The organism is Ruegeria sp. HKCCD7628 (genome assembly GCF_057221005.1).
In genome coordinates this window covers 65267-84783 of sequence record NZ_JBWVBA010000009.1, presented here as the reverse complement: position 1 = coordinate 84783, position 19517 = coordinate 65267, and the positions used below count along the sequence as shown (strand labels likewise).

The window sequence follows — 19517 nt, the reverse complement described above, 5'->3', positions numbered from 1 at the left end:
ACCCTAACCATGATAATTCGCCACGGTTTTAAGCTGTGAAAAGCCGTATAGCGCCTCGAAACCCTTTTCTCGGCCATGACCGGATTTGCCGACGCCGCCAAAGGGCAGCTCGACCCCGCCGCCTGCCCCGTAGTTATTGACGAAGACTTGCCCCGCATTCAGCCGTTTCGCCAGCCGCATCTGCCGCGCGCCGTCGCGGGTCCAGATGCTGGCGACAAGCCCATAGTCGGTGCTGTTGGCGATCTCTGCGGCTTCGTCCTCGGTGTCGAAAGGGATCAGCACCTGCACCGGGCCGAAAATCTCATCCTGCGCCAACATGTGATCAGGCGGCACATCGGCGAACAGGGTTGGCCGCACATAAGCACCTTGAGCCGGAGCATCCTCAACGATCTGTCCTTGGCCGGCGATGGTCAGATCTTTGCCTTTGGCCAGAAACCCTTCGACAATCTCTTTTTGACGGGCCGAGATCAACGGCCCCACCCGCAAATCCTGCGCCGCAGGTCCAACGGTCAGATCAGCATAGGCCGCAACCACGCGCGCCTTGACTTGGCTATAAACCCCACGCTGCACTAGAATACGGGACGAGGCCGAACAGGTTTGCCCCGCGTTCTGAATACCCGCATTCACCAGAAACGGAAGGGCCGCGTCCAGATCGGCATCATCAAACACCAGTTGCGGGGATTTTCCGCCCAATTCCAACGTTACTGGTACAACATTGCGCCCCGCCGCCTGCTGCACCAAGGCCCCTGTCGCGACCGACCCTGTAAACGAGATATGGTGGACGCCCGGATGCGCCGACAGTGCCGCTCCGGCTTCGGCCCCTAAACCTGGCACCACGTTTAGCGCACCAGCTGGCAAACCCGCTTGTTGGGCCAGATGAGCTAAGGCCAGCGCGGTCAGGCAAGCCTCTTCCGCCGGTTTCAGGACGCAGGCATTGCCCATCGCCAGTGCCGCCCCGACCGAACGCCCGATGATCTGCATCGGGTAGTTCCACGGCACAATATGGCCCGTCACCCCATGGGGTTCGCGCAGGGTATAAACGGTATAGCCGTCCAGATAAGGAATCGTCTCACCCATCACTTTATCCGCCGCACCGCCGTAGAATTCGCAATACCGCGCCAAGGCCACCGCATCTGCGCGCGCTTGGGTCAGCGGTTTGCCCACATCCATCGCCTCTAACGCGGCCAGATCGTCCACGCGTTCGAGTACCAACTGACCTAAACGAGTCAGGATGCGCCCGCGTTCCAGGGCGGTTTTTCGGCCCCAATCCCCATCCAGTGCCGCCTGCGCGGCTGCGACCGCCGCGTCGATATCGGACGTGTCCCCCCGAGCGATGTGACAGATTTCCGTCCCGTCCGAGGGGTTGATCAAAGGCAGGTCGACTCCAGCAGAGGGCGCGATCCACTCTCCACCGATCAAACAAAGTGCGGGGTTGAACCAAAGAGGATTGGGCATCTTTCTCTCCATTCAAGCTCTAATCATACATTTCAGCCAACAAGCGCTCCGATATCAGGCAGCACCGGCGCGGCGTCGATCAGGGTGCGGGTATAGGCGTGCTGCGGATTGGCAAAGACCTGCTCAGTCTCGCCTTGTTCCACGATCTTGCCCGCCTGCATGACCATCACCCGATCAGTGATCGTGCGCACCACGCTCAGGTCGTGGCTGATGAACAGATAGGTCAGGTCATAGGTCGCGCACAGCTCGGCCAGCAGATCCAGGATTTGCGCACGAACTGAAACATCGAGGGCCGAGACCGCTTCATCAAACAGAATCAATTCGGGGCGGATGATCAAGGCACGGGCAATGGCGATACGCTGACGCTGCCCGCCCGAAAATTCGTGGATGTATTTCCCCGCATCATCGGGGCTGAGGCCCACGTCGGTCAGCATTTCTGCGATCCGGTCCTGCCGCTCGGTCCCTGTGGGCGGCGTGTCCAGCAAATGAAACGGTTCGGTGATCAAACGCGCGAGTTTGTGGCGGGGGTTGAAGCTGCCATAGGGGTCCTGAAACACCACCTGCATTTTACGGCGCACCGCAGGGTTTGGCTTGTGGCCCGTGAAAACGAGTGCACCATCCAGACGGATTTCCCCCGCTTGTACCTCTTCCAAGCCCAGAATAGCCCGTGTTAGGGTCGATTTTCCACATCCAGACTCACCTACCAAACCCAGCCGTTCACCACGATTGAGCGTAAAGCTGACCTGATTCACCGCGCGGTGATGGCCCGGCTTGTCGAACAGACCCTTGCGCAGCAAGCGATAGTCGCGGACGACCTGAGTGACCTCTAACAACGGGCGATCCCCCGCTGTGTCGGGCAAGGCTACCTGATGATCCGAGGCCTCAAACAGCATACGGGTATAAGGGTGCTGCATGTTGCGCAGCAGATCGTCGGTGGAACCGGCTTCCACGACCTCACCGTGCCGCATCACGACGATCTGGTCTGCCATGTCAGCGACCACGGCCAGATCATGGGTGATCATCAGCAGACCCATGCCAAATTCGCGAACCAACCCTTTCAGCAGATCGAGGATTTGTGCCTGCGTGGTCACGTCCAGCGCCGTTGTCGGCTCATCCGCGATCAGCAGCTTGGGCCGCAAGGCAATAGCCATGGCAATGACAACGCGCTGGCGTTGTCCGCCTGACAGCTCATGCGGATAGCGAGACAGGGGAAAGCGGTCCGGGGGAAGGCCCACGCGGCGCAACACTTCCTTTGCGCGGTCCAGAGCCTGCGTGGCAGGCATAGCCTTATGGATCAGGATCGTTTCCATGACCTGATCGCCGATGGTCTTCACCGGGTTCAGGGCTGTCATCGGCTCCTGAAACACCATCCCGATTGCGGCCCCGCGCAGGGCACACATCTCGGCTTCGGGAGTGGTCAGCACGTCGCGCCCTTCCAGCCGGATCTCGCCCTGCGTCTGCGCCCCGTTGGGCAACAGTTGCATCACGGCCAAAGCGGTCATCGACTTGCCCGAGCCGCTTTCACCTGTCACAGCGACGATCTGTCCGGGATCAATGGACAGGTTGACCTGTTTCAGGATCGGCGCCCCGTGGATGGACAGCGACAGGTTTTCGACCTCAAGCAAACTCATGCGCGCGCCACCCTGATCCGAGGGTCCAGCCAATCGCGCAGCCCGTCGCCCAGCAGGTTCAGACCCAGCACCGTGACAATGATCGCCAGCCCTGGAATCAGAGCCAAATGCGGGGCAAAACTGACCATTGTCTGCGCATCGGCCAGCATTCGGCCCCAGCTGGGCGTAGGCGGTTGCGCACCAAGTCCGACGTAAGACAGGCCCGCCTCGGCTAAAATCCCAAGACTGAACTGAATGGTCCCCTGCACGATCAACAGATTGGCGACATTGGGCAGGATATGTTCCGCTGATATGCGCGCAGCACCCTTGCCCGAGACACGGGCGGCTAGGATGAACTCACGCTCCCACAGGGAAAGCGCCGCGCCACGGGTGATGCGGGCGAAGACAGGGATGTTGAAGATACCGATGGCGATGATGGCGTTTATGGCCCCGGCACCGAATACGGCTGTGATCAGGATCGCAATGACCAGCGATGGGAAGGCAAAGACCAGATCATTGCCGCGCATGATCACCTCATCCAGCCAAGATCCCTTGCGCGCCGCCGCTGTCAGGCCAAGCGGCACGCCCAGCGCCATACCGATCCCCACGGCAACCAGAGCAACCGCAATCGACGTGCGCGCACCGACCATAATCATCGAAAACATGTCGCGGCCGAAATGATCCGTCCCGAACCAGTTCTGTACGCTTGGCGTCTTTAGCTTGCCGGGAATATCCAACGCGGCGTGGTCGTAAGGTGTCCAGACAAAGGACACCAAAGCCGCCAGCAGAACCAGCGAGGACAGCAGGGCGCCAAGGATCAGGTTGCGGCTCATGTCCGGCTCCTGAGGCGGGGATCGACGGCGGCATAGGCCAGATCGACCAGGAAATTCACGGTGATGACGGCAAAGACCAGCAACATGACAACCGATTCCACCACAATCAGATCACGGGCCGAGATCGCCTGAAACACCAAGCGCCCAAGGCCGGGCAGGTAAAAGACCTGTTCGATGATGATCGATCCGGCCAGCAGGAATGAAAACTGCAGCCCAATGATGGTCAGCACCGGAATCAGCGCGTTGCGAACGCCGTGCCGCCACAGGGCCTGACGGCGCGACAGACCCTTGGCGCGGGCGGTACGCATGAAATCCTCGCCCAGAATATCCAGCAGAGAAGACCGCATGACCCGTGCAAGGATCGCGGCTTGCGGCAAGGCCAGCGCGATGGCGGGCAGAGTCAACGAATGCAGCCCGGTCCAAAGCCCCTGATCCCAGCCAGCGAACCCTCCGGCGTTGAACCAGCGCAGGTTGATGGCAAAGATCAGCACCAGCATCATAGCAAACCAGAAATTAGGTACCGCGATGCCCAGCTGCGTCGCCCCCATTACGGTCAGATCGCCAGGCTTGCCCCGACGCGCAGCAGCATAAATCCCGGCGGGAAACGCGATCAGCGTCGACAGGGTCAGCGCGTATAGCGCCAGCGGCAGGGACACCCACATACGGTCGGCGATCATTTGGGAGACCGGCGTGCGATAGGTATAAGAAGTACCGAAATCACCCACCAGCATTCCGCCGACCCAGTTGAAGTAGCGCTCGAGCTTTGAGCCATCCAAGCCCAGCTCGGCCCGCAACGCGGCCAGTGTGTCCTCTTGCGCGTTTACGCCCAGCATGAAAGACGCTGGATCGCCCGGCGCGACCTCGATCACCGCGAAGATCACGACCGAGGCAACGGCCAAGCTGATCATCAGCGATATCAGGCGTTTGAAAGCGTAGCGCAGCATAGATCGCACGTTAGGGTCACAGGTGTCGTTGGTCCAGCGTCTAAGGTATCAGCAAATAAGCAGAAACCGCGTAGCCGACGATCGCGGCATAGCCCAGAGGATAGATCCACTTAACCGCGTAATTGTCCAGCTTGCGCGCCGTGTCTTCGCGCCCGGCGACCTTGAGTCTGCGCAAGGCGACATTGAACACAATCAGCGCCCCGGTCATCAGGAACATCCATTGCAGAACGAAATCCAGAAAGGTCAGATAGCCCAGCTTGGGCAGATCAGCAGAAATCGCCCAGTTGAAAGCAACGAAGACCAGCAGGTTGCCGCCCGCAATCTCGATCCGTTTGCGGTATTCGTCCAGAAAGAACAGCGCCCAGCCAACAGCAACGAGTACCAGCATGGGCATGAACACCCGGATCATGTAGTAGGTTTGATGCCTGCTGCCCTGAAAGGCCAGCGCCAACTGATCGCTATCTTTCCCCGACAGACCCTGAACCTGAGTTTTCACCATTCGCGCATTGCCCAGAACCCATTCTTCCTCGCCCAGCAGATCGCCCAGACCCGAGTAGTCTTCCAGCGGGTAATACGTCACGTAATCCGCGGGAAAGACTGAAACGACCTCGAAATAGAAATCCTGCGTGTCGAACGGGTACTTACGGAAATCGAAGTGAGGTGCCTGCAAGGTGAGCGAGGATTTCTCGACGTAAACCACTCGCCCGTCACTGCGCACCGAGGCGGCGGCCTCGTGTATCCATTTGTTGGATTGCTGATTGTGGATCACGAAAGCGGGCATGACGGCGCCAATCTCGGCCGCGTGGTCCGCCAAGTCAGACGGGTTGAAGACCCGAATGTCCCGCCCCGTCTGCTCTGCGTCAAACGCCAGCAGAGGGTCCGTCCATTCGAACCGCAAAACCGCCACCGCCCCATAGTTTTCCGCTTTTTGATCAACGCCGGTGATCTGGTCGATCCTGATCCCGACGCCCACATTCAGCGGATTTTCAGGGGTGCCAGCCAGTGCGTCCAACCGGGTGCTCAGCGCATTTTGCGCACCGGCCATCGAGGCCAGCCCGCACAGCGTTAACACGCATAGCAAAAGAACACGAAAAGACGTCATGATACCGTTCACCCCGACCCTTGAAAAACTGCGGCCGCAAAATGCGACCCCAGTTCCGGTCATTCAGACCAACTGATCTGCGTCAGATCGATGGCAGCTGTGGGCGCGTTCTCCCACAGGCCCTGCACACCGGCTTTGGCAACACCCAGCTTGGCCAGCTGGAACAGGTAGCCATTGACGAAATCGGTGGCTATCAGGCGTTGCGCATCGCCCAACAGGTTCTTGCGCTCATCAGGGTCCGTGGTCTCGTTCAGAAGTTTCATCAACGCTTGAAAATCGCTGCTGTCATATTGGAAGTAATAGTCGGGCCGCGCATAGATGCCGATATCCATCGGCTCGGTGTGGCTGACGATAGTCAGGCCGAAATCCTTGCCCTTGAACACCGATTCCAACCATTGCGCCCATTCAACATTGATGATCTCGGCTTTGATCCCAACCTCCGCCAGCTGCGCGGCGATGATCTCACCGCCGCGACGGGCGTATGAGGGGGGCGGTAGATGCAGCGTGGTCTCGAACCCGTCGGCATAGCCAGCATCAGCCAGAAGCTGCGCAGCTTTCTCGGGGTTATAGGCCGAATTGCCGGTCAGATCGACATAGGCCGGATTGTGCGGCGCGAAATGGGTGCCGATGGGGGTTCCATAGCCAAACATCGCGCCGTCGATAATTGCCTGACGGTCGATCGCATGGGCCATAGCCTGCCGCACCCTTATGTCGTCGAATGGTGCTTTCTTATTGTTGGTGGACAGGATCGTTTCGCCCTCGGTCGAACCGACCAACACTTGAAAACGGGGGTCGGCCTCGAATTGCGGCAGGTTCTCGGGCGCCGGGAAGTTGTCGAACACGTCCACATCCTCGGCCATCATCGCGGCAAAGGCTGCGGTGGGGTCCGAGATGAACTTGAACGTTGCTGTCTCAAGGCTGGGCTGATCGCCCCAATAGTTCGGGTTGCGATTCACCGTGATGCTGTCGCCCTGCACCCAGTTGCCAAAGGTATAGGCCCCGGTTCCGACCGGGTTGGTCTTGATGTTGTCGATACTCTCAGGCGCGACAATCACTGCGTCGCCCCAAGCCATATTGAACAGGAAATTCCCATTCGGCGCGGACAAAGTGACCTTGACGGTCAGCGGGTCCATGACCTCGACGCTGTCGATCCCGGCGAACAGAGCTTTCTGCGCATTCGCGCTGTCTTCGGCGCGGGCGCGGTCAAGGCTGAACTTGACGTCCTCGGCATCCATGGTCGATCCATCGTGGAACGTCACACCTTCGCGTAGCTTGAACGTATAGATCGTCCCGTCTTCCGAGATCTCCCAACTTTCCGCAAGACCGGGCACGACCGAGCCGTCCCCCATAAAACGGGTCAGCCCTTCGAAGATATTGGTATAGACCACCGAATCGATGGCTTGCGCGGCGGCGCTTGTCGGGTCCAGATGCGGCGGCTCAAGCTGCATCGCAATGGTAATATCTGATTTGGCCGATGCCTCGCCTGCGAACAAGCTGGCACCGACGGCCAAAGCGGACGCAAAGGACCGAAATCTCTGCTTTGTCATGAAAATCACTCCCCACTGAAATATGCAGCCGCGTGTTTTTTCGGGCTATTGTCAGACCAATCTTCCCATAAACCTACAGTCAATCAAGGAAATGTTCGCGCAACCGGGGTTTCTATGCGGTGCCGCAATCTGCTATGCCGCGCTGCAACATAAACCCCGGAGGAGCGATCATGAGCGCCACCGCCCGCAAAAAAGCCCCCAACGCCGAAGATATTCGGGCGCGCAAAGGGGGCGAGCCTCTGGTCTCGCTGACCGCCTACACGACGCCGATGGCCCGATTGATGGACGACCATTGCGACTTCGTTCTTGTCGGCGACAGCGTCGGCATGGTCCTGCACGGACTGGAATCGACGTTGGGCGTGACGATGGAGATGATGGTGATGCACGGTCAAGCCGTCGCCCGTGGACTGAGCAATGCGATGATGGTCATCGACATGCCCTTTGGCAGCTATGAACACTCGCCTGCCGACGCGTTCCGCAACGCAGCGCGACTGATGGCTGAAACCGGCGCGGGGGCCGTCAAACTGGAGGGTGGGGTCGAGATGGCCGAGACCATCCGCTTTCTGGTCAAGCGCGGCATTCCGGTGATGGCCCATATCGGCCTGACCCCACAGTCGATCAACACGCTGGGCGGCTACAAGGTACAGGGCCGCGATGATCAGGCCGAGGCGGTTCTGGCCGACGCCCACGCCGTCGCAGGCGCAGGCGCGTTTTCGGTCGTGTTAGAGAAAGTTCCGCAAGGTCTGGCCGACCGCATCACGGCCGACGTTGCGATCCCCACCATTGGCATCGGCGCCTCGGCTGGCTGTGACGGGCAAATCCTTGTAGTCGACGACATGGTGGGCTTTTTCACCGCCTTCAAACCGAAATTCGTCAAACGTTATGCCGAACTTGGCCCGCTGGCCGAGGCCGCCATCGCCGAATACGCCGCCGAAGTGCGCGCCCGCAGCTTTCCGGCGGACGAACATGTCTTTGCCGATCAGGCCCCGTCCAAAGGACCAAAGACATGACAGCCCCCATCCTGCGCCGCCTTGCCGATCTGCGCGCGTTGACGACAGAATGGCACCGCAAGGGTGAGGTCATTGGCGTGGTCCCCACCATGGGCGCGCTGCATCAGGGGCATCTGTCGCTGGTTCAGGCCGCCAAGGTGGGGGCCGACCGCGTCATTGTCACGATCTTTGTGAACCCCAAGCAGTTCAACAACCCTGAGGACTTGGCCAATTATCCGCGCACGGAACATGACGATGCGCAGAAACTGGCCCCCTTTGACGTGGATGCGATCTATGTGCCCGACCCGGATGAGATCTATCCGCAGGGCTTTGCCACCACTGTGTCCGTCACTGGCCTGACCAATGTGATGGAGGGTGAATTCCGCCCCGGACATTTTGACGGCGTTGCCACCGTGGTTGCGAAACTGTTCCTGCAGACACAGGCAGACAGAGCCTATTTCGGGGAAAAAGACTATCAACAGCTGATGGTCGTGCGCCGTATGGCCCGCGATCTGGATATCCCGATCGAGGTGATCGGCTGCCCCACCGTCCGCGAACGCTCGGGGCTGGCGATGTCCTCGCGCAACCTGCGTCTGTCGCCCGAGGGGTTGGAGGTTGCTGCCCACAAACACCGGATCATGACCGAACTGGCCTCCGCTTTGAAAGATGGCACTGCCTTTGACGTTCTGGTTGCGCAAGCGCAGACCGGTCTGCTGGCCGCAGGGTTCACGCAGGTCGAATATATCCAACTGCGCTGCGCTGACAGCTTAGAGCCGCTGACTCATGCCGACCGCCCCGCCCGGCTGTTTGTGGCCGCTTGGGCAGATGGCGTGCGACTGATCGACAATATTCCGGTCTGAACGCTCTGGCACCCGCGCTATTGTTTGCGCTAAAGTCCTGCAAAACCAATACCGGAGGGGGGCGCGGGGCATGACCTATATTCTCGCTATTGATCAGGGCACCACATCATCGCGGGCCATTCTGTTTGACGCTGAAATGCAGCGTGCGGGCACCGCACAGCACGAATTCACCCAGCATTTCCCGCAGGAAGGCTGGGTCGAACACGATCCCGAGGAAATCTGGGACAGCGTTTTGCGGGTCTGCCGTGAGGCGATGGAAACCAATGGCGTCACCCCCGACCAAATCGCCGGTATCGGCATCACCAACCAGCGTGAAACCACCGTGGTCTGGGATCGCGCCAGCGGGAAACCGATCCACAACGCCATCGTCTGGCAGGACCGCCGCACCGCCGATATTTGCGCCCGCTATAAACAAGCAGGGTGTGAGGACGACGTGACGGCCCAGACCGGTTTGCTGCTGGACCCATATTTCTCGGGCACCAAGGTGAAATGGCTGCTGGATACCGTCCCCGGCGCGCGCGAAAAGGCCGAAGCCGGAGAGCTGCTGTTCGGCACCATCGACAGCTTCCTGATCTGGCGTCTAACCGAAGGCCGCAGCCACGCCACAGACGCCACAAACGCCGCCCGCACCCTGTTGTTCGACATCCACAAAGGCGAATGGAGCACGGAGATCTGTGATCTGCTGGACGTGCCGATGAATATGCTGCCGCAGGTCCATGATTGTGCCTCGGACTTCGGGGAAACGACCCTATTAGGGGGGAATATCCCCATTTTGGGCGTGGCGGGCGACCAACAGGCTGCCACCATTGGGCAGGCGTGTTTTCAGCCGGGGATGATGAAATCCACCTATGGCACGGGCTGTTTCGCGCTGCTGAACACGGGCGACAAACCGGTTGAGTCGAAAAACCGCCTGCTGACTACCATCGCCTACCAGCTGGACGGCAAACGGACCTATGCGTTGGAGGGCTCGATCTTTGTCGCCGGGGCCGCGGTGCAATGGCTGCGTGATGCGTTGCAAATCATCGAAACGGCCCCCGAAAGCGGAGAATTGGCGCAACAAGCAGACCCTAATCAGCATGTCGTGCTGGTGCCCGCTTTTACCGGGCTGGGCGCGCCTTACTGGAAACCTGACTGCCGGGGCGCAGTGTTTGGTCTGACCCGCAACTCAGGTCGGGCCGAGTTCGCCAAAGCCACCTTGGAAAGCATCGCCTACCAGACCCGCGATCTGTGGCACGCCATGCAGGGCGACTGGGGCGCGGATACCGATGTGACGCTGCGCGTCGACGGTGGCGCCAGCGCCTCGGATTGGGCGATGCAGGGTTTGTCGGACTATCTGGGGGCCGAAGTTGACCGTCCGGTGATGCAGGAAACAACTGCTCTGGGTGCGGCGTGGCTGGCCGGAATGCGCGCGGGGGTCTATCCCGATCAGCAAGGGTTTTCGGAAACATGGGCGCTGGATCGCCGGTTTAAACCAGAGATGTCGCAAGAGGACCGCGACGCCGCCTATGACCGTTGGAAACGGGCCGTGTCGGCCGCGATGGCGTTCTGAATCCGGTGAAGGATCAGCTGTGATCCTTCATCAGCCGCTGTTTCTGACGTGACCAGTCGCGTTTGGCTTGCGTCTCACGCTTGTCGTGCAGTTTCTTACCCTTGGCGATTCCAATCTTCAGCTTGGCCCGGCCCTTGTGGTTGAAATACAAAACCAGCGGCACCAGCGTCATGCCCTTGCGCTGAGTAGCGTTCCACAGACTCGACAATTCTTTCCGCGAAACCAACAACTTGCGACGGCGGCGTTCTTCGTGTTTGAAGACTTTCGCCTGCTCATACGGGGCGATATAGCTGTTGATCAGCCACAGCTCACCGTCGTCGACCGAGGCATAGCTTTCGGCAATGTTCGAGCCACCTGCGCGCAGGGATTTGACCTCGGAGCCTTCCAGCATGATGCCGCACTCTATATCCTCTTCGATCGCGTAATCGAAGCGGGCCCGCCGGTTTTCGGCGATGACTTTGTAATTCGGGTCGGTCTTCTGCTTTTGCTTGGCCATGACGCGTTGATTTAGGCGGCTTGGGGCGGCCTTGCAAGCCCTCAGGTCTTGGCCGAGATGATCAGGTCGGGGCCGAAAATCGTGTCGGCGTGGTTGTGCAGATAAATCTTGAGCCAGGGCGTGAATCGCGCGGGGTGGCGCTGCACCTCGGCCAGAAGGTCGTGATAGTCGATCCAGCGGATATCCATCACCTCATCTGGGTTCGGTTCGATCTGCAATGGCCCACGTACATGGGCGAGGAACACGTCCACCACCTCATGCTCGATCATCGAATTGCCCACATCAGCGTGGTATTCCAGCCGGTGGCGATACTCTGGATAAAGCCCGGCAATCCCCAACTCTTCGCGCAGGCGGCGCACCGCGCATTCCGAGGGCGTCTCACCCCAGTCAGGATGGGTGCAGCAGGTATTCGCCCACAGGCCCGGCGTGTGGTATTTGCCCATCGCCCGGCGTTGCAGCAAAATCTCGGTGCCTCGCACGACAAAGACCGACACCGCCTTGTGCCGCAAACCCTTTTCATGCGCTTCAAGCTTGTCCACGGGGGTCAACTCGCCATCGACCCAGGCCGGGATCATGATTCCCATCTTTCAACTCCTGCTGCCTGCCCGACGGACAGGTCGGACTCGTTCGGCTGCGTATTTCCAAGGTGGCGATGTTGAGCACTCATATCAATCGCACGAAAGGCCGCAGGGGGACTGCGGCCTTTCGATGAATCTCAGGAGATCGGTGTCAGATATTATTCGCCCGAAACACTTACGATATAGGCATAGACGTCTTCACCGCCGGATTTCAGCCGGAAGGTCATTTTCGACTTGGCCGCTGTATCATCCAGATAGGTTTTCAGGAAGGCTTTGGGGTCCTGAGAGTACTCGACAAAGGTTGTCTCATCCCAGACCAGACCGTTTTCACCTGCGGCCACGATGCTGTCACCGTATTTGAAGTCTTCAACCGTGCCAGCAGTGCGGCCCGCGATACCGTACAGGTTCGGGCCGGTCTTGCCACCTTTGACGATCACTTCGCCATCCGGATCAGCGATCATGTGGCAGGATTTGCACTTGTTGAAGGCTTTCTTGCCAGCTTCTGCGTCACCTTCAGCATAGGCAGGAAGGGCCAGAAGGCCGACAATTGCAGTCGCGAGAATGCGATTCATGGCTTTTGCTCCGATACATATTGGCTGCACCGAATGGAACGCCGGCACAGAAAAGAGTCAACGCGCAGATTGCCGCGCAACGACACAGTGTCACAACCCGACTTTAGTCGTCCTTAACCAAAGTCGTGCTTCTGTGACCAACATGGCAGCAGATCGCCCACCTCGGGTGTGGCCAGATAGACGGTGCGGGCAATGGCCCGTGCAAGGCAGATCGAGGCCGTGTGGCCGATCAGCGCCAGATCCGCATGCGACGTCAGGGGTCGCGCACAGGTGCTGACTCCAAAGACCAGATCGCCATCTCCGGGCGTGTGGGCGGGCAGGATCGCACGGGCGATGCCGTCATGAGCCGCAACCGCCAACCGCTGACATTGCGGCTTCGATAGGGTTGCATCCGTGGCGACAATGGCGATGGTTGTATTGCCCTTGTCAGGTGCTGCCGGGTGCATGACCTGCGCCTTGAGGCTGGGCGCGGGCTGTCCAAGCCCCGCGGTCGGATCAGGCCCTAAACCGCCGAATTCGCCGCCCAGTTCGAACGGGGCGGCCCAGAAATGACGGTCGCTGGCTGTGGTGACACTGCCAAGCGGGTTGGCGGCAACCAATGCGCCGACAGTGACACCGTTTTCCAGCACCACCGAGGCAGAACCCAGCCCGCCTTTATGTCGGGCGGCCAAAGCTCCTGTGCCTGCGCCCGCTGTGCCCAGAGCGAAATCAGAGGCTGCGTTCTCGAACGCGGTGCGGCCCAATGCGCGATAAGGGTTCTCGGTCCATGTCTTATCACCCCCGTTCAGCAGATCGAACAAGATGGCTCCGGGAACGATGGGGACGATGGCGGGGCCGACGGCAAAGCCCCTGCCTTCCGCGCGCAAGGCGTCCGAGACGCCTGAACAGGCGTCCAACCCAAAGGCCGAACCGCCAGAGAGGGTAATCGCATCCACCCGCTGCACCGATTTGTCCGGGGCCAGCAGGTCGGTTTCCCGTGTCCCAGGCGCACCGCCCATCACATGTACCGAGGCGGTAAAGGGCGCGTCCGCCGTCAGCACTGTTGTGCCGGATTTCAACGCGCCGTCTTGCGCGTTGCCGACGCGCAGGCCGGGGATATCGGTGATCAGGTTTTTCGGTCCGGGCGTCATTTCTAGGTGATCCTGTGGGGAGGGGAAGCGCGCAAGCGCGCTGCCTCCGGCGGAGGTATTTTTGGCCAGATGAAGAGCGGATCAGATACAGCGGCCACCGTCGACCTCCAAAGCTGTGCCGGTGATCATGCTGGCCTCGTCCGAGCACAAGAACAGGGCGGCGTTCGCCATATCCTGCGGGGTTGAGAAGCGGCCCAGCGGGATGGTGGACAGAAATTTGGCGCGGATTTCGGGGGTGTCCTCGCCCATGAAGGATTTCAGCAGCGGAGTTTCGCCCGCCACGGGACAGATGGCGTTGACGCGGACGCCTGATGGGGCAAGTTCGACGGCCATGGTTTTGGTGGCGGTGATCATCCAACCTTTCGAAGCGTTGTACCAGTTCAGGTTCGGGCGCGGTGACAGGCCCGCCGTCGAGGCCACGTTCAGGATTGCACCCGCTCCGCGCGCCTTCATCTGCGGAACAAAAGCGCGCGCTGTCAGGTAGACGGATTTCATATTCACGTTGAAGACACGATCGAAATCATCTTCGGACACGTCCTCGAGCGGGGTTGGCAGATGGGTGACGCCCGCATTATTGACAAGAATATCGACGGGGCCGAAAGCATCGCTGGCCGCATCTGACATGGCCTGAACCGAGGCGGAGTTGGCCACATCGACCGTTTGGGCGGTGGCGTTTTCGTGCTGTTTCGCCAATGCTTGTGCCGCATCGCCATTGATATCGGCGATCATGACCCGTGCGCCTTCTGCCAGGAACCGCTCGACGATACCGGCACCAAAACCCGACGCGCCGCCGGTTACGATTGCGGTTTTGCCCTTAAGCCTCATGGTCTTGCCCTCCCGTTTGGAGGTCAGACTAGCAAGGCGTGGTGAAACTGCCAGTTCAATCTTCGCTGACCCGCCCACGCAGCGCCTTGACGTCTCCGCGCGCTTTTTTCGCCGCCAGCCGCCGTTTGACCGAGCCATAGGTGGGCTTGGTCGCAACCCGTCGTTTGGGCTTGATCAGTGCGCGGGCGATCAGCTCGGCCAGACGGGCACGGGCCAACTCGCGGTTGCGGGCCTGGCTGCGGGTTTCCTCGCACTGGATGATGATCGCGCCCTCTTTAGTCCAGCGTCGCCCGGCCAGCTTTTTCAGCCGGTTTTTCACCGGATCAGGCAGCGACGGAGACCGCGCAGCTTCGAACCGCAGCTCAACGGCAGTTGAGACCTTGTTCACGTTCTGCCCGCCGGGACCGGAGGACCGCACAAAGCTTTCGGTCATTTCCCAGTCTTGCAGAATGATATCGTCGGTGATGCGCAACATAGGCGCGACCTTAACTGCCCGAGCACAAAACAAAAAGGGCCGCCCCGGCGGGACAGCCCTTCGAAAGTTCAGGAGGTTGGGTCGGTTAGATCAATCGACCAGCCGGAGCGAGCGCTCCGCCAAGGGCTGCCCTAACAGGCGATCCCCCCGGTTGTTCCGACACCTCTCTCCAATCTCTTTCTCGACACTGGATCACCTCCTTATCTATCTGTTGCGGTTGATAAGGATGGTGACACAAGATGCGCCAATCTCCAAACGTTTTTTTACGCAGGCTGTGCGGTCAGGCGCGAGACGATCACTTTGAACGGGATTAGCGCGATCATGGCCAGCGACAGTTTCACCAGCCAATCCGCGAAAGCCAACGTCACCCACAGGGGGGCCATTGGACCGGTCAGCATGAAGGGTACCGGCTCCCACGCCCAGTTGATCGCGGCGTCGGCATTGGCGCCAAACACGGTGATCGAGGCCGAGAACGCGATGGTGAAGAACAGCGCCGTATCCAGCGCCGATCCGACCAGGGTCGAGACCAGCGGCGCGCGCCACCAGCGGCCTCCGCGCATTGCATTGAACACGGTGACGTCGGTCAGCTGCGCGATCAGGAACGCGGTGCCCGAGGCCACGGCGATGCGCAGCGGCACGGCGGCATAGGTGAACCCGTCGCCCTGCAGCATGATCTGGCTGCCGATCAGCGAGCAGATGATACCGGTGATGAAACCTGCGAACACGACCTTGCGGGCCGTGGCCACGCCGTAGACGCGGTTCATGATGTCTGTGACCAGAAAGGCCAGCGGATAGGTGAAAGCACCCCAGGTCAACAGCCCGTCAAAGATCAGGAACTGGACCAGAATGTTCGAGGCCACGACGATGGCGGCCATGGCAAGAATGCCGGGAATGTAAGCGCGTTGCATATTTTGATGCCCGTTTTGTCAAGGTAGCGGCGACTTGGCCAGGGGGTATCCCAAGGCAAGCCGTGCGTTTAGACGCTTGGGGGACCTAAGTCAATCGGGCAGCAGGTATTCCACCAGCTCGGTGCGTTGTAAGGCCAGAAAGTTGTCATCCGAGATCATCGTTGCCCGCAGCCGCCCCTGATCGTCGCGCCAGATGGACAGACCTTCCAGGTTGTCATGCGCGCCGGTGCCGGTCTGGAACAGGGTTTCTTCGGTCTGAGGCCCGTCTGCGTCAATCTGCCAGCGCCGCAACCGGGACTTAAACCCCGTCCACCCCAAGGCACGCTCCAACACGTAAAGCCTGCCGTCGGGGTCGAAATCGGCCGATACAGGCAGGAATTTTCCGCTCTGCGGCAGCACAAACGGTGTCGACCACGCTTGCCCATCCCAGCGATAGACGGGGATGTCGCCATGCGGAGTCCGGCTTTTCTCGGGCATGGTGTAAAGCTGACCTGCAGCGTCAATTGCCAAAGCTTCGAAAGACCCGTTCAGGTCATGGGTTTGGAATGCTTGCGACCGGGGTAGCACACTGGCTTTGGCACTTGGGGCGCGATAATGCGCCACGCGGTGCAGGGCCTCGAATGAGATGTAAAAGCTGCCATCGGACGCAAAGGCGATACCCTCGGAATCGCCAACCCTTCCTGTCAAAGGTCGCCCCTTGCTGGACAGAACCGGCCAGTGGCCTGTGATTTGGATATCTCGGATACCGTTCTTATCCCGCGCAATGGTCGCGCTCACCAACGTCGCCCGATCGCTAAGCACGACCATCTTGCGGCCACCCTCTGACATCTGCAGGGCCGAAAACCCGCCGAACCAATCAGCGGTGTGACGCCACACATGGCTTTGCAGATGGGTCGCGGACTTGACCTCGACCGCTGTTGCTGCCCCCGCAAAGGGCAGCGCGCAGATCAGTTGGATTGCAGAACGGCGGCGCATTGCTGAGGCAGATCGGCCAAACGATATTCACGCCGGGGCTTCGGTGCAGGCGCATTGGGATCGGGCGGAGGCGGGTTGAGAATGTTGTTCACCCATTGCTGCGCTTGATCACAGCCATCGCCCTTGGGTGGCGGGTCCTGATTGACGCATCCTTTCGAACCACGCGGACAGGCCAGTCGAACATGGAAATGATAGTGATGCCCCCACCATGGCCGGATTTTTCGCAAATAGGCGCGGTTGCCCTTTTCATCCTTGCACATTTGCACCTTGGCGCCAGGAAAGACAAAAATCCGCGCCACGCGCTTGTCCTTGGCGGCGGCTTTCAGGATCTCGTGGTGTTGTCGGGTCCAGTTGTCATTCACAAAGGCCCCTGCGGACCGGCGCAGGGAAATTGACGAGATGTTCTCGCGCGCTTTGCGCCCCAGTCGCATGTTGTCGCCGGGCAGCATCCAGATGTCGATATCGAGGCCCAACTGGTGCGAGCGGTGACCGGATGTCATCGGCCCGCCCCTCGGCTGGCTGATATCCCCGACATAAAGCCCATTCCAGCCTGGCTGTTTCGCAGCAAACCGGCTGAGATCCTGCACATAGTCGATCGCCACTGGGTGCCCCCAGTTGCGGTTGCGCGACAGGCGCATGGCCTGCCAGGTAGGTCCAGTTTCGGGCAGCTGCACCGAACCGGCGGCACATCCGCGCGAATAACTGCCGAACGCGGCTGGTTTTTGCTGCGAACTTTGCTTTTGCGCCCCGAAAAGCTGTTTGGCCAGCGGCTGTGCGCCCACTGCGCCCGCCCATGCAATGGCCGCCAATACGGTCAAAAAACGTAATAAAATCATCTGCTCTGATCCCCTTCCGGTTTAACCCAGCGCATTAGGAACAAGCCCAGAATAAACAAAGCAATGATCGGTGACACCCCCAGACGCGCACTTCCTGTGGCCGCCGTGACAATCCCCACCAACAAAGGCGCGGCAAATGCGGTGGCCCGGCCCGACAGGCCATACAGGCCAAAGCTCTCGACCGGGGCTTTTGGGTCCGTGTGGCGCACCATTAACGACCGGCTGGCCGATTGCAGGATGCCCCCCATACCGCCGATCAGGACGCCACAACCAAAGAACACCATATCCGGCAGGCCCGACCCCTCGGTTAAAGCAATGCCGTAAATCTGTGTCCGGTCCATCGACACCACGGTGATACAGACAAAGATCAGCACCCAGATCGCGATCAAAATCACTGGTTTAGGGCCGTATTTCTTGTCCGCCTTGCCCCCGATCCACGCAAAGATGGCCGAGGCCAGAACGCTGACAATCCCAAAGACGCCGATCTTGATCAGATCCCATTCCAGCACCAACCGTGCGTAAACGCCACCGAAGCTGTAAAGCCCGTTCAGCGCATCGCGGTAGAACATGGATGACCCCAGATAGGTCGCCAGACTGACCCGGTGCCGCAGATCCGAGATGGATTTGCCCAGCAACCGCAGCGCCTCAGCCAGGCTACCCGTTTTCTGGGTCTGCGGATCGTCGCGAACCCACAAGAAATAAGGCGCCATAAACAGCACGAACCACAACGCGGTGAAGGGGCCGACAAAGCGCGTCCCCTCCTGCGCGGCGGCGTCTAGTCCAAAGGCTGGGTCCAGGCCGATCAGTGTTTTGCCATTGGGCTGTTCCACAAACAGCAGCAACATAATCGCCAGCGAGATCAGCCCGCCAAAATAACCGAAGGCAAAGCCCGATCCCGAAATCTCACCCACTTCGCTGTCATCGCCCAGATCAGGCAATTGCGAGTTGATGAAGATCAGCGCGTATTCCGCCCCCACAAAGCCCAGACCAAAGGCTGACAGCATCAGCCACATGTTCGACCCATCAGGCAACGTATACCACAGCGCAGCCGAGCCCACCGCATACATCACCGAGAACGCAAATATCCACGGGATGCGCCGCCCTGATACATCCGCCATAGCGCCCAGCAAGGGGGCACCAAAAGCGATGATCAGCCCGGTGATCGTCAGGCAATTGGCCCAAACCGTTTGCGCCCGCGCGGCGGCGGCCTGTGCATCCAGCCCGGTGCCGCTGAAGTACCCCGCCGCAACGCCCGCAAAATAGGGGCCAAAGACAAAGGTGACCAACAACGTGTGATAGGGCTGACTGGCCCAGTCAAAAAACCACCAGCCCCAGATGCGCTTGCGCTTGGAAATCTCTGCCATGACTGCCCCTGTTATCGTTGTCTTTATAAGACGGGGCTTTACCCCAATTCGCAAGGGTTGTGTTGGCGCGGGCTTGCTCTTTGACGCCGGGGCGCTTACGTCTCGACAAAGCAATACCCCGGAGGCCCCATGCTGTCGCTGATCCAAATCCTTCTGCTGATCCTGGACATTGTCTGGTTCATCATTCTGGCCCATGTGATCATGAGCTGGCTGATCAATTTTCAGGTGCTAAACCTGCATCAACAGCTGGTGGCGCAAATCTGGTACGGCCTGAACCGCATACTCGAGCCGATATACGGACCGATCCGCCGTATCCTACCCGCGATGGGCGGGCTGGACCTGACGCCTCTTGTCGTGCTGGTCGGCGTCTATGCGGCGCGGATCATTCTGATCAACAATATGGTCTATTTCGTCTGACCTCTTGTTCACCGAATCTTAGTGTGTGATTGTCCTGTCTTAAGAGCAGATA

General features: G+C 59.8%; 20 protein-coding genes. 4 read left to right on the top strand and 16 right to left on the bottom strand.

All coding sequences use genetic code 11. The features are described from left to right. Positions 1-3 precede the first annotated feature (3 nt). From AC2TAD_RS17170 to AC2TAD_RS17145, 6 genes are read right to left on the bottom strand one after another with little or no spacing between them, the layout of a single operon-like run. Entirely contained in the window at positions 4-1455 is a 1452-nt protein-coding gene (locus tag AC2TAD_RS17170) for an aldehyde dehydrogenase family protein (RefSeq protein ID WP_480869097.1), read from the bottom strand. Positions 1456-1487: 32 nt separating this feature from the next. Then, positions 1488-3086 (bottom strand): ABC transporter ATP-binding protein, encoded by a 1599-nt coding sequence (locus tag AC2TAD_RS17165; protein ID WP_480869096.1) that lies wholly within the window; start codon positions 3084-3086, stop codon positions 1488-1490. Next, positions 3083-3898 (bottom strand): ABC transporter permease, encoded by an 816-nt coding sequence (locus AC2TAD_RS17160; RefSeq protein WP_480869095.1) that lies wholly within the window; start codon positions 3896-3898, stop codon positions 3083-3085. The genes AC2TAD_RS17165 and AC2TAD_RS17160 overlap by 4 nt, the downstream gene beginning before the upstream one ends. Beyond that, positions 3895-4842 carry an ABC transporter permease gene (locus AC2TAD_RS17155; RefSeq protein WP_480869094.1) on the bottom strand — a complete coding sequence of 316 codons (948 nt, stop codon included), beginning with the start codon at positions 4840-4842 and terminating at the stop codon, positions 3895-3897. The genes AC2TAD_RS17160 and AC2TAD_RS17155 overlap by 4 nt, the downstream gene beginning before the upstream one ends. 40 nt (positions 4843-4882) lie before the next feature. Continuing rightward, positions 4883-5944: a ligand-gated ion channel gene (locus AC2TAD_RS17150; RefSeq protein WP_170355880.1), complete on the bottom strand. Its 1062-nt coding sequence runs from the start codon at positions 5942-5944 to the stop codon at positions 4883-4885. Between the two features lie 59 nt (positions 5945-6003). Then, the gene (locus AC2TAD_RS17145) at positions 6004-7491 is read right to left on the bottom strand and encodes an ABC transporter substrate-binding protein (RefSeq protein ID WP_480869093.1); all 1488 of its coding nucleotides are present in this window, start codon (positions 7489-7491) and stop codon (positions 6004-6006) included. 170 nt (positions 7492-7661) lie between these two features. Between AC2TAD_RS17145 and panB the strand changes: the two genes are divergently transcribed. The 3 genes from panB (at position 7662) to glpK (ending at position 10889) form a co-directional block, all read left to right on the top strand. Beyond that, positions 7662-8501 (top strand): 3-methyl-2-oxobutanoate hydroxymethyltransferase, encoded by an 840-nt coding sequence (panB, locus tag AC2TAD_RS17140; RefSeq protein ID WP_480869092.1) that lies wholly within the window; start codon positions 7662-7664, stop codon positions 8499-8501. Beyond that, a complete protein-coding gene (gene panC / locus AC2TAD_RS17135; RefSeq protein WP_480869091.1) occupies positions 8498-9340 on the top strand; it encodes a pantoate--beta-alanine ligase in 843 nt (280 codons plus the stop codon). Before panB ends, panC begins: the two co-directional genes overlap by 4 nt. A gap of 70 nt (positions 9341-9410) precedes the next feature. Next, a complete protein-coding gene (gene glpK, locus AC2TAD_RS17130) occupies positions 9411-10889 on the top strand; it encodes a glycerol kinase GlpK (protein WP_480869090.1) in 1479 nt (492 codons plus the stop codon). Between the two features lie 13 nt (positions 10890-10902). Here glpK and smpB read toward each other — a convergent pair whose 3' ends face one another. The 10 genes from smpB to AC2TAD_RS17080 form a co-directional block, all read right to left on the bottom strand. Beyond that, the gene (gene smpB / locus AC2TAD_RS17125) at positions 10903-11385 is read right to left on the bottom strand and encodes an SsrA-binding protein SmpB (protein ID WP_170755184.1); all 483 of its coding nucleotides are present in this window, start codon (positions 11383-11385) and stop codon (positions 10903-10905) included. Positions 11386-11426: 41 nt separating this feature from the next. Then, entirely contained in the window at positions 11427-11969 is a 543-nt protein-coding gene (idi, locus tag AC2TAD_RS17120; RefSeq protein ID WP_480869089.1) for an isopentenyl-diphosphate Delta-isomerase, read from the bottom strand. A gap of 152 nt (positions 11970-12121) precedes the next feature. Then, positions 12122-12535 (bottom strand): c-type cytochrome, encoded by a 414-nt coding sequence (locus AC2TAD_RS17115; RefSeq protein ID WP_170755183.1) that lies wholly within the window; start codon positions 12533-12535, stop codon positions 12122-12124. 113 nt (positions 12536-12648) lie between these two features. Continuing rightward, complete coding sequence (locus AC2TAD_RS17110; protein WP_480869088.1) at positions 12649-13665, bottom strand: P1 family peptidase; 1017 nt, start codon at positions 13663-13665, stop codon at positions 12649-12651. Positions 13666-13746: 81 nt separating this feature from the next. Beyond that, entirely contained in the window at positions 13747-14490 is a 744-nt protein-coding gene (locus AC2TAD_RS17105; RefSeq protein WP_480869087.1) for an SDR family oxidoreductase, read from the bottom strand. A 55-nt stretch (positions 14491-14545) separates the two neighbouring features. Continuing rightward, complete coding sequence (gene arfB, locus AC2TAD_RS17100; protein WP_480869086.1) at positions 14546-14965, bottom strand: alternative ribosome rescue aminoacyl-tRNA hydrolase ArfB; 420 nt, start codon at positions 14963-14965, stop codon at positions 14546-14548. 263 nt (positions 14966-15228) lie between these two features. Further along, on the bottom strand, positions 15229-15873 hold the full coding sequence (locus AC2TAD_RS17095) for a queuosine precursor transporter (protein ID WP_170755180.1): 645 nt from the start codon (positions 15871-15873) through the stop codon (positions 15229-15231). Between the two features lie 90 nt (positions 15874-15963). Further along, positions 15964-16848: an esterase-like activity of phytase family protein gene (locus AC2TAD_RS17090; protein ID WP_480869085.1), complete on the bottom strand. Its 885-nt coding sequence runs from the start codon at positions 16846-16848 to the stop codon at positions 15964-15966. Further along, the gene (mepA, locus tag AC2TAD_RS17085) at positions 16821-17684 is read right to left on the bottom strand and encodes a penicillin-insensitive murein endopeptidase (protein ID WP_480869084.1); all 864 of its coding nucleotides are present in this window, start codon (positions 17682-17684) and stop codon (positions 16821-16823) included. Before mepA ends, AC2TAD_RS17090 begins: the two co-directional genes overlap by 28 nt. Further along, positions 17681-19048: an MFS transporter gene (locus AC2TAD_RS17080; RefSeq protein ID WP_480869083.1), complete on the bottom strand. Its 1368-nt coding sequence runs from the start codon at positions 19046-19048 to the stop codon at positions 17681-17683. The genes mepA and AC2TAD_RS17080 overlap by 4 nt, the downstream gene beginning before the upstream one ends. A 129-nt stretch (positions 19049-19177) precedes the next feature. Here AC2TAD_RS17080 and AC2TAD_RS17075 point away from each other — a divergent pair, with 129 nt between their 5' ends. After that, positions 19178-19465 (top strand): YggT family protein, encoded by a 288-nt coding sequence (locus tag AC2TAD_RS17075; protein WP_480869082.1) that lies wholly within the window; start codon positions 19178-19180, stop codon positions 19463-19465. The last annotated feature ends 52 nt before the right edge of the window (positions 19466-19517 follow it).

Excerpts from the sequence above, each read along its gene's own strand:
- AC2TAD_RS17170 (WP_480869097.1), bottom strand. The coding sequence starts at position 1,455 with ATGCCCAATCCTCTTTGGTTCAACCCCGCACTTTGTTTGATCGGTGGA.
- AC2TAD_RS17165 (WP_480869096.1), bottom strand. The coding sequence starts at position 3,086 with ATGAGTTTGCTTGAGGTCGAAAACCTGTCGCTGTCCATCCACGGGGCG.
- AC2TAD_RS17160 (WP_480869095.1), bottom strand. The coding sequence starts at position 3,898 with ATGAGCCGCAACCTGATCCTTGGCGCCCTGCTGTCCTCGCTGGTTCTG.
- AC2TAD_RS17155 (WP_480869094.1), bottom strand. The coding sequence starts at position 4,842 with ATGCTGCGCTACGCTTTCAAACGCCTGATATCGCTGATGATCAGCTTG.
- AC2TAD_RS17150 (WP_170355880.1), bottom strand. The coding sequence starts at position 5,944 with ATGACGTCTTTTCGTGTTCTTTTGCTATGCGTGTTAACGCTGTGCGGG.
- AC2TAD_RS17145 (WP_480869093.1), bottom strand. The coding sequence starts at position 7,491 with ATGACAAAGCAGAGATTTCGGTCCTTTGCGTCCGCTTTGGCCGTCGGT.
- panB (WP_480869092.1), top strand. The coding sequence starts at position 7,662 with ATGAGCGCCACCGCCCGCAAAAAAGCCCCCAACGCCGAAGATATTCGG.
- panC (WP_480869091.1), top strand. The coding sequence starts at position 8,498 with ATGACAGCCCCCATCCTGCGCCGCCTTGCCGATCTGCGCGCGTTGACG.
- glpK (WP_480869090.1), top strand. The coding sequence starts at position 9,411 with ATGACCTATATTCTCGCTATTGATCAGGGCACCACATCATCGCGGGCC.
- smpB (WP_170755184.1), bottom strand. The coding sequence starts at position 11,385 with ATGGCCAAGCAAAAGCAGAAGACCGACCCGAATTACAAAGTCATCGCC.
- idi (WP_480869089.1), bottom strand. The coding sequence starts at position 11,969 with ATGGGAATCATGATCCCGGCCTGGGTCGATGGCGAGTTGACCCCCGTG.
- AC2TAD_RS17115 (WP_170755183.1), bottom strand. The coding sequence starts at position 12,535 with ATGAATCGCATTCTCGCGACTGCAATTGTCGGCCTTCTGGCCCTTCCT.
- AC2TAD_RS17110 (WP_480869088.1), bottom strand. The coding sequence starts at position 13,665 with ATGACGCCCGGACCGAAAAACCTGATCACCGATATCCCCGGCCTGCGC.
- AC2TAD_RS17105 (WP_480869087.1), bottom strand. The coding sequence starts at position 14,490 with ATGAGGCTTAAGGGCAAAACCGCAATCGTAACCGGCGGCGCGTCGGGT.
- arfB (WP_480869086.1), bottom strand. The coding sequence starts at position 14,965 with ATGTTGCGCATCACCGACGATATCATTCTGCAAGACTGGGAAATGACC.
- AC2TAD_RS17095 (WP_170755180.1), bottom strand. The coding sequence starts at position 15,873 with ATGCAACGCGCTTACATTCCCGGCATTCTTGCCATGGCCGCCATCGTC.
- AC2TAD_RS17090 (WP_480869085.1), bottom strand. The coding sequence starts at position 16,848 with ATGCGCCGCCGTTCTGCAATCCAACTGATCTGCGCGCTGCCCTTTGCG.
- mepA (WP_480869084.1), bottom strand. The coding sequence starts at position 17,684 with ATGATTTTATTACGTTTTTTGACCGTATTGGCGGCCATTGCATGGGCG.
- AC2TAD_RS17080 (WP_480869083.1), bottom strand. The coding sequence starts at position 19,048 with ATGGCAGAGATTTCCAAGCGCAAGCGCATCTGGGGCTGGTGGTTTTTT.
- AC2TAD_RS17075 (WP_480869082.1), top strand. The coding sequence starts at position 19,178 with ATGCTGTCGCTGATCCAAATCCTTCTGCTGATCCTGGACATTGTCTGG.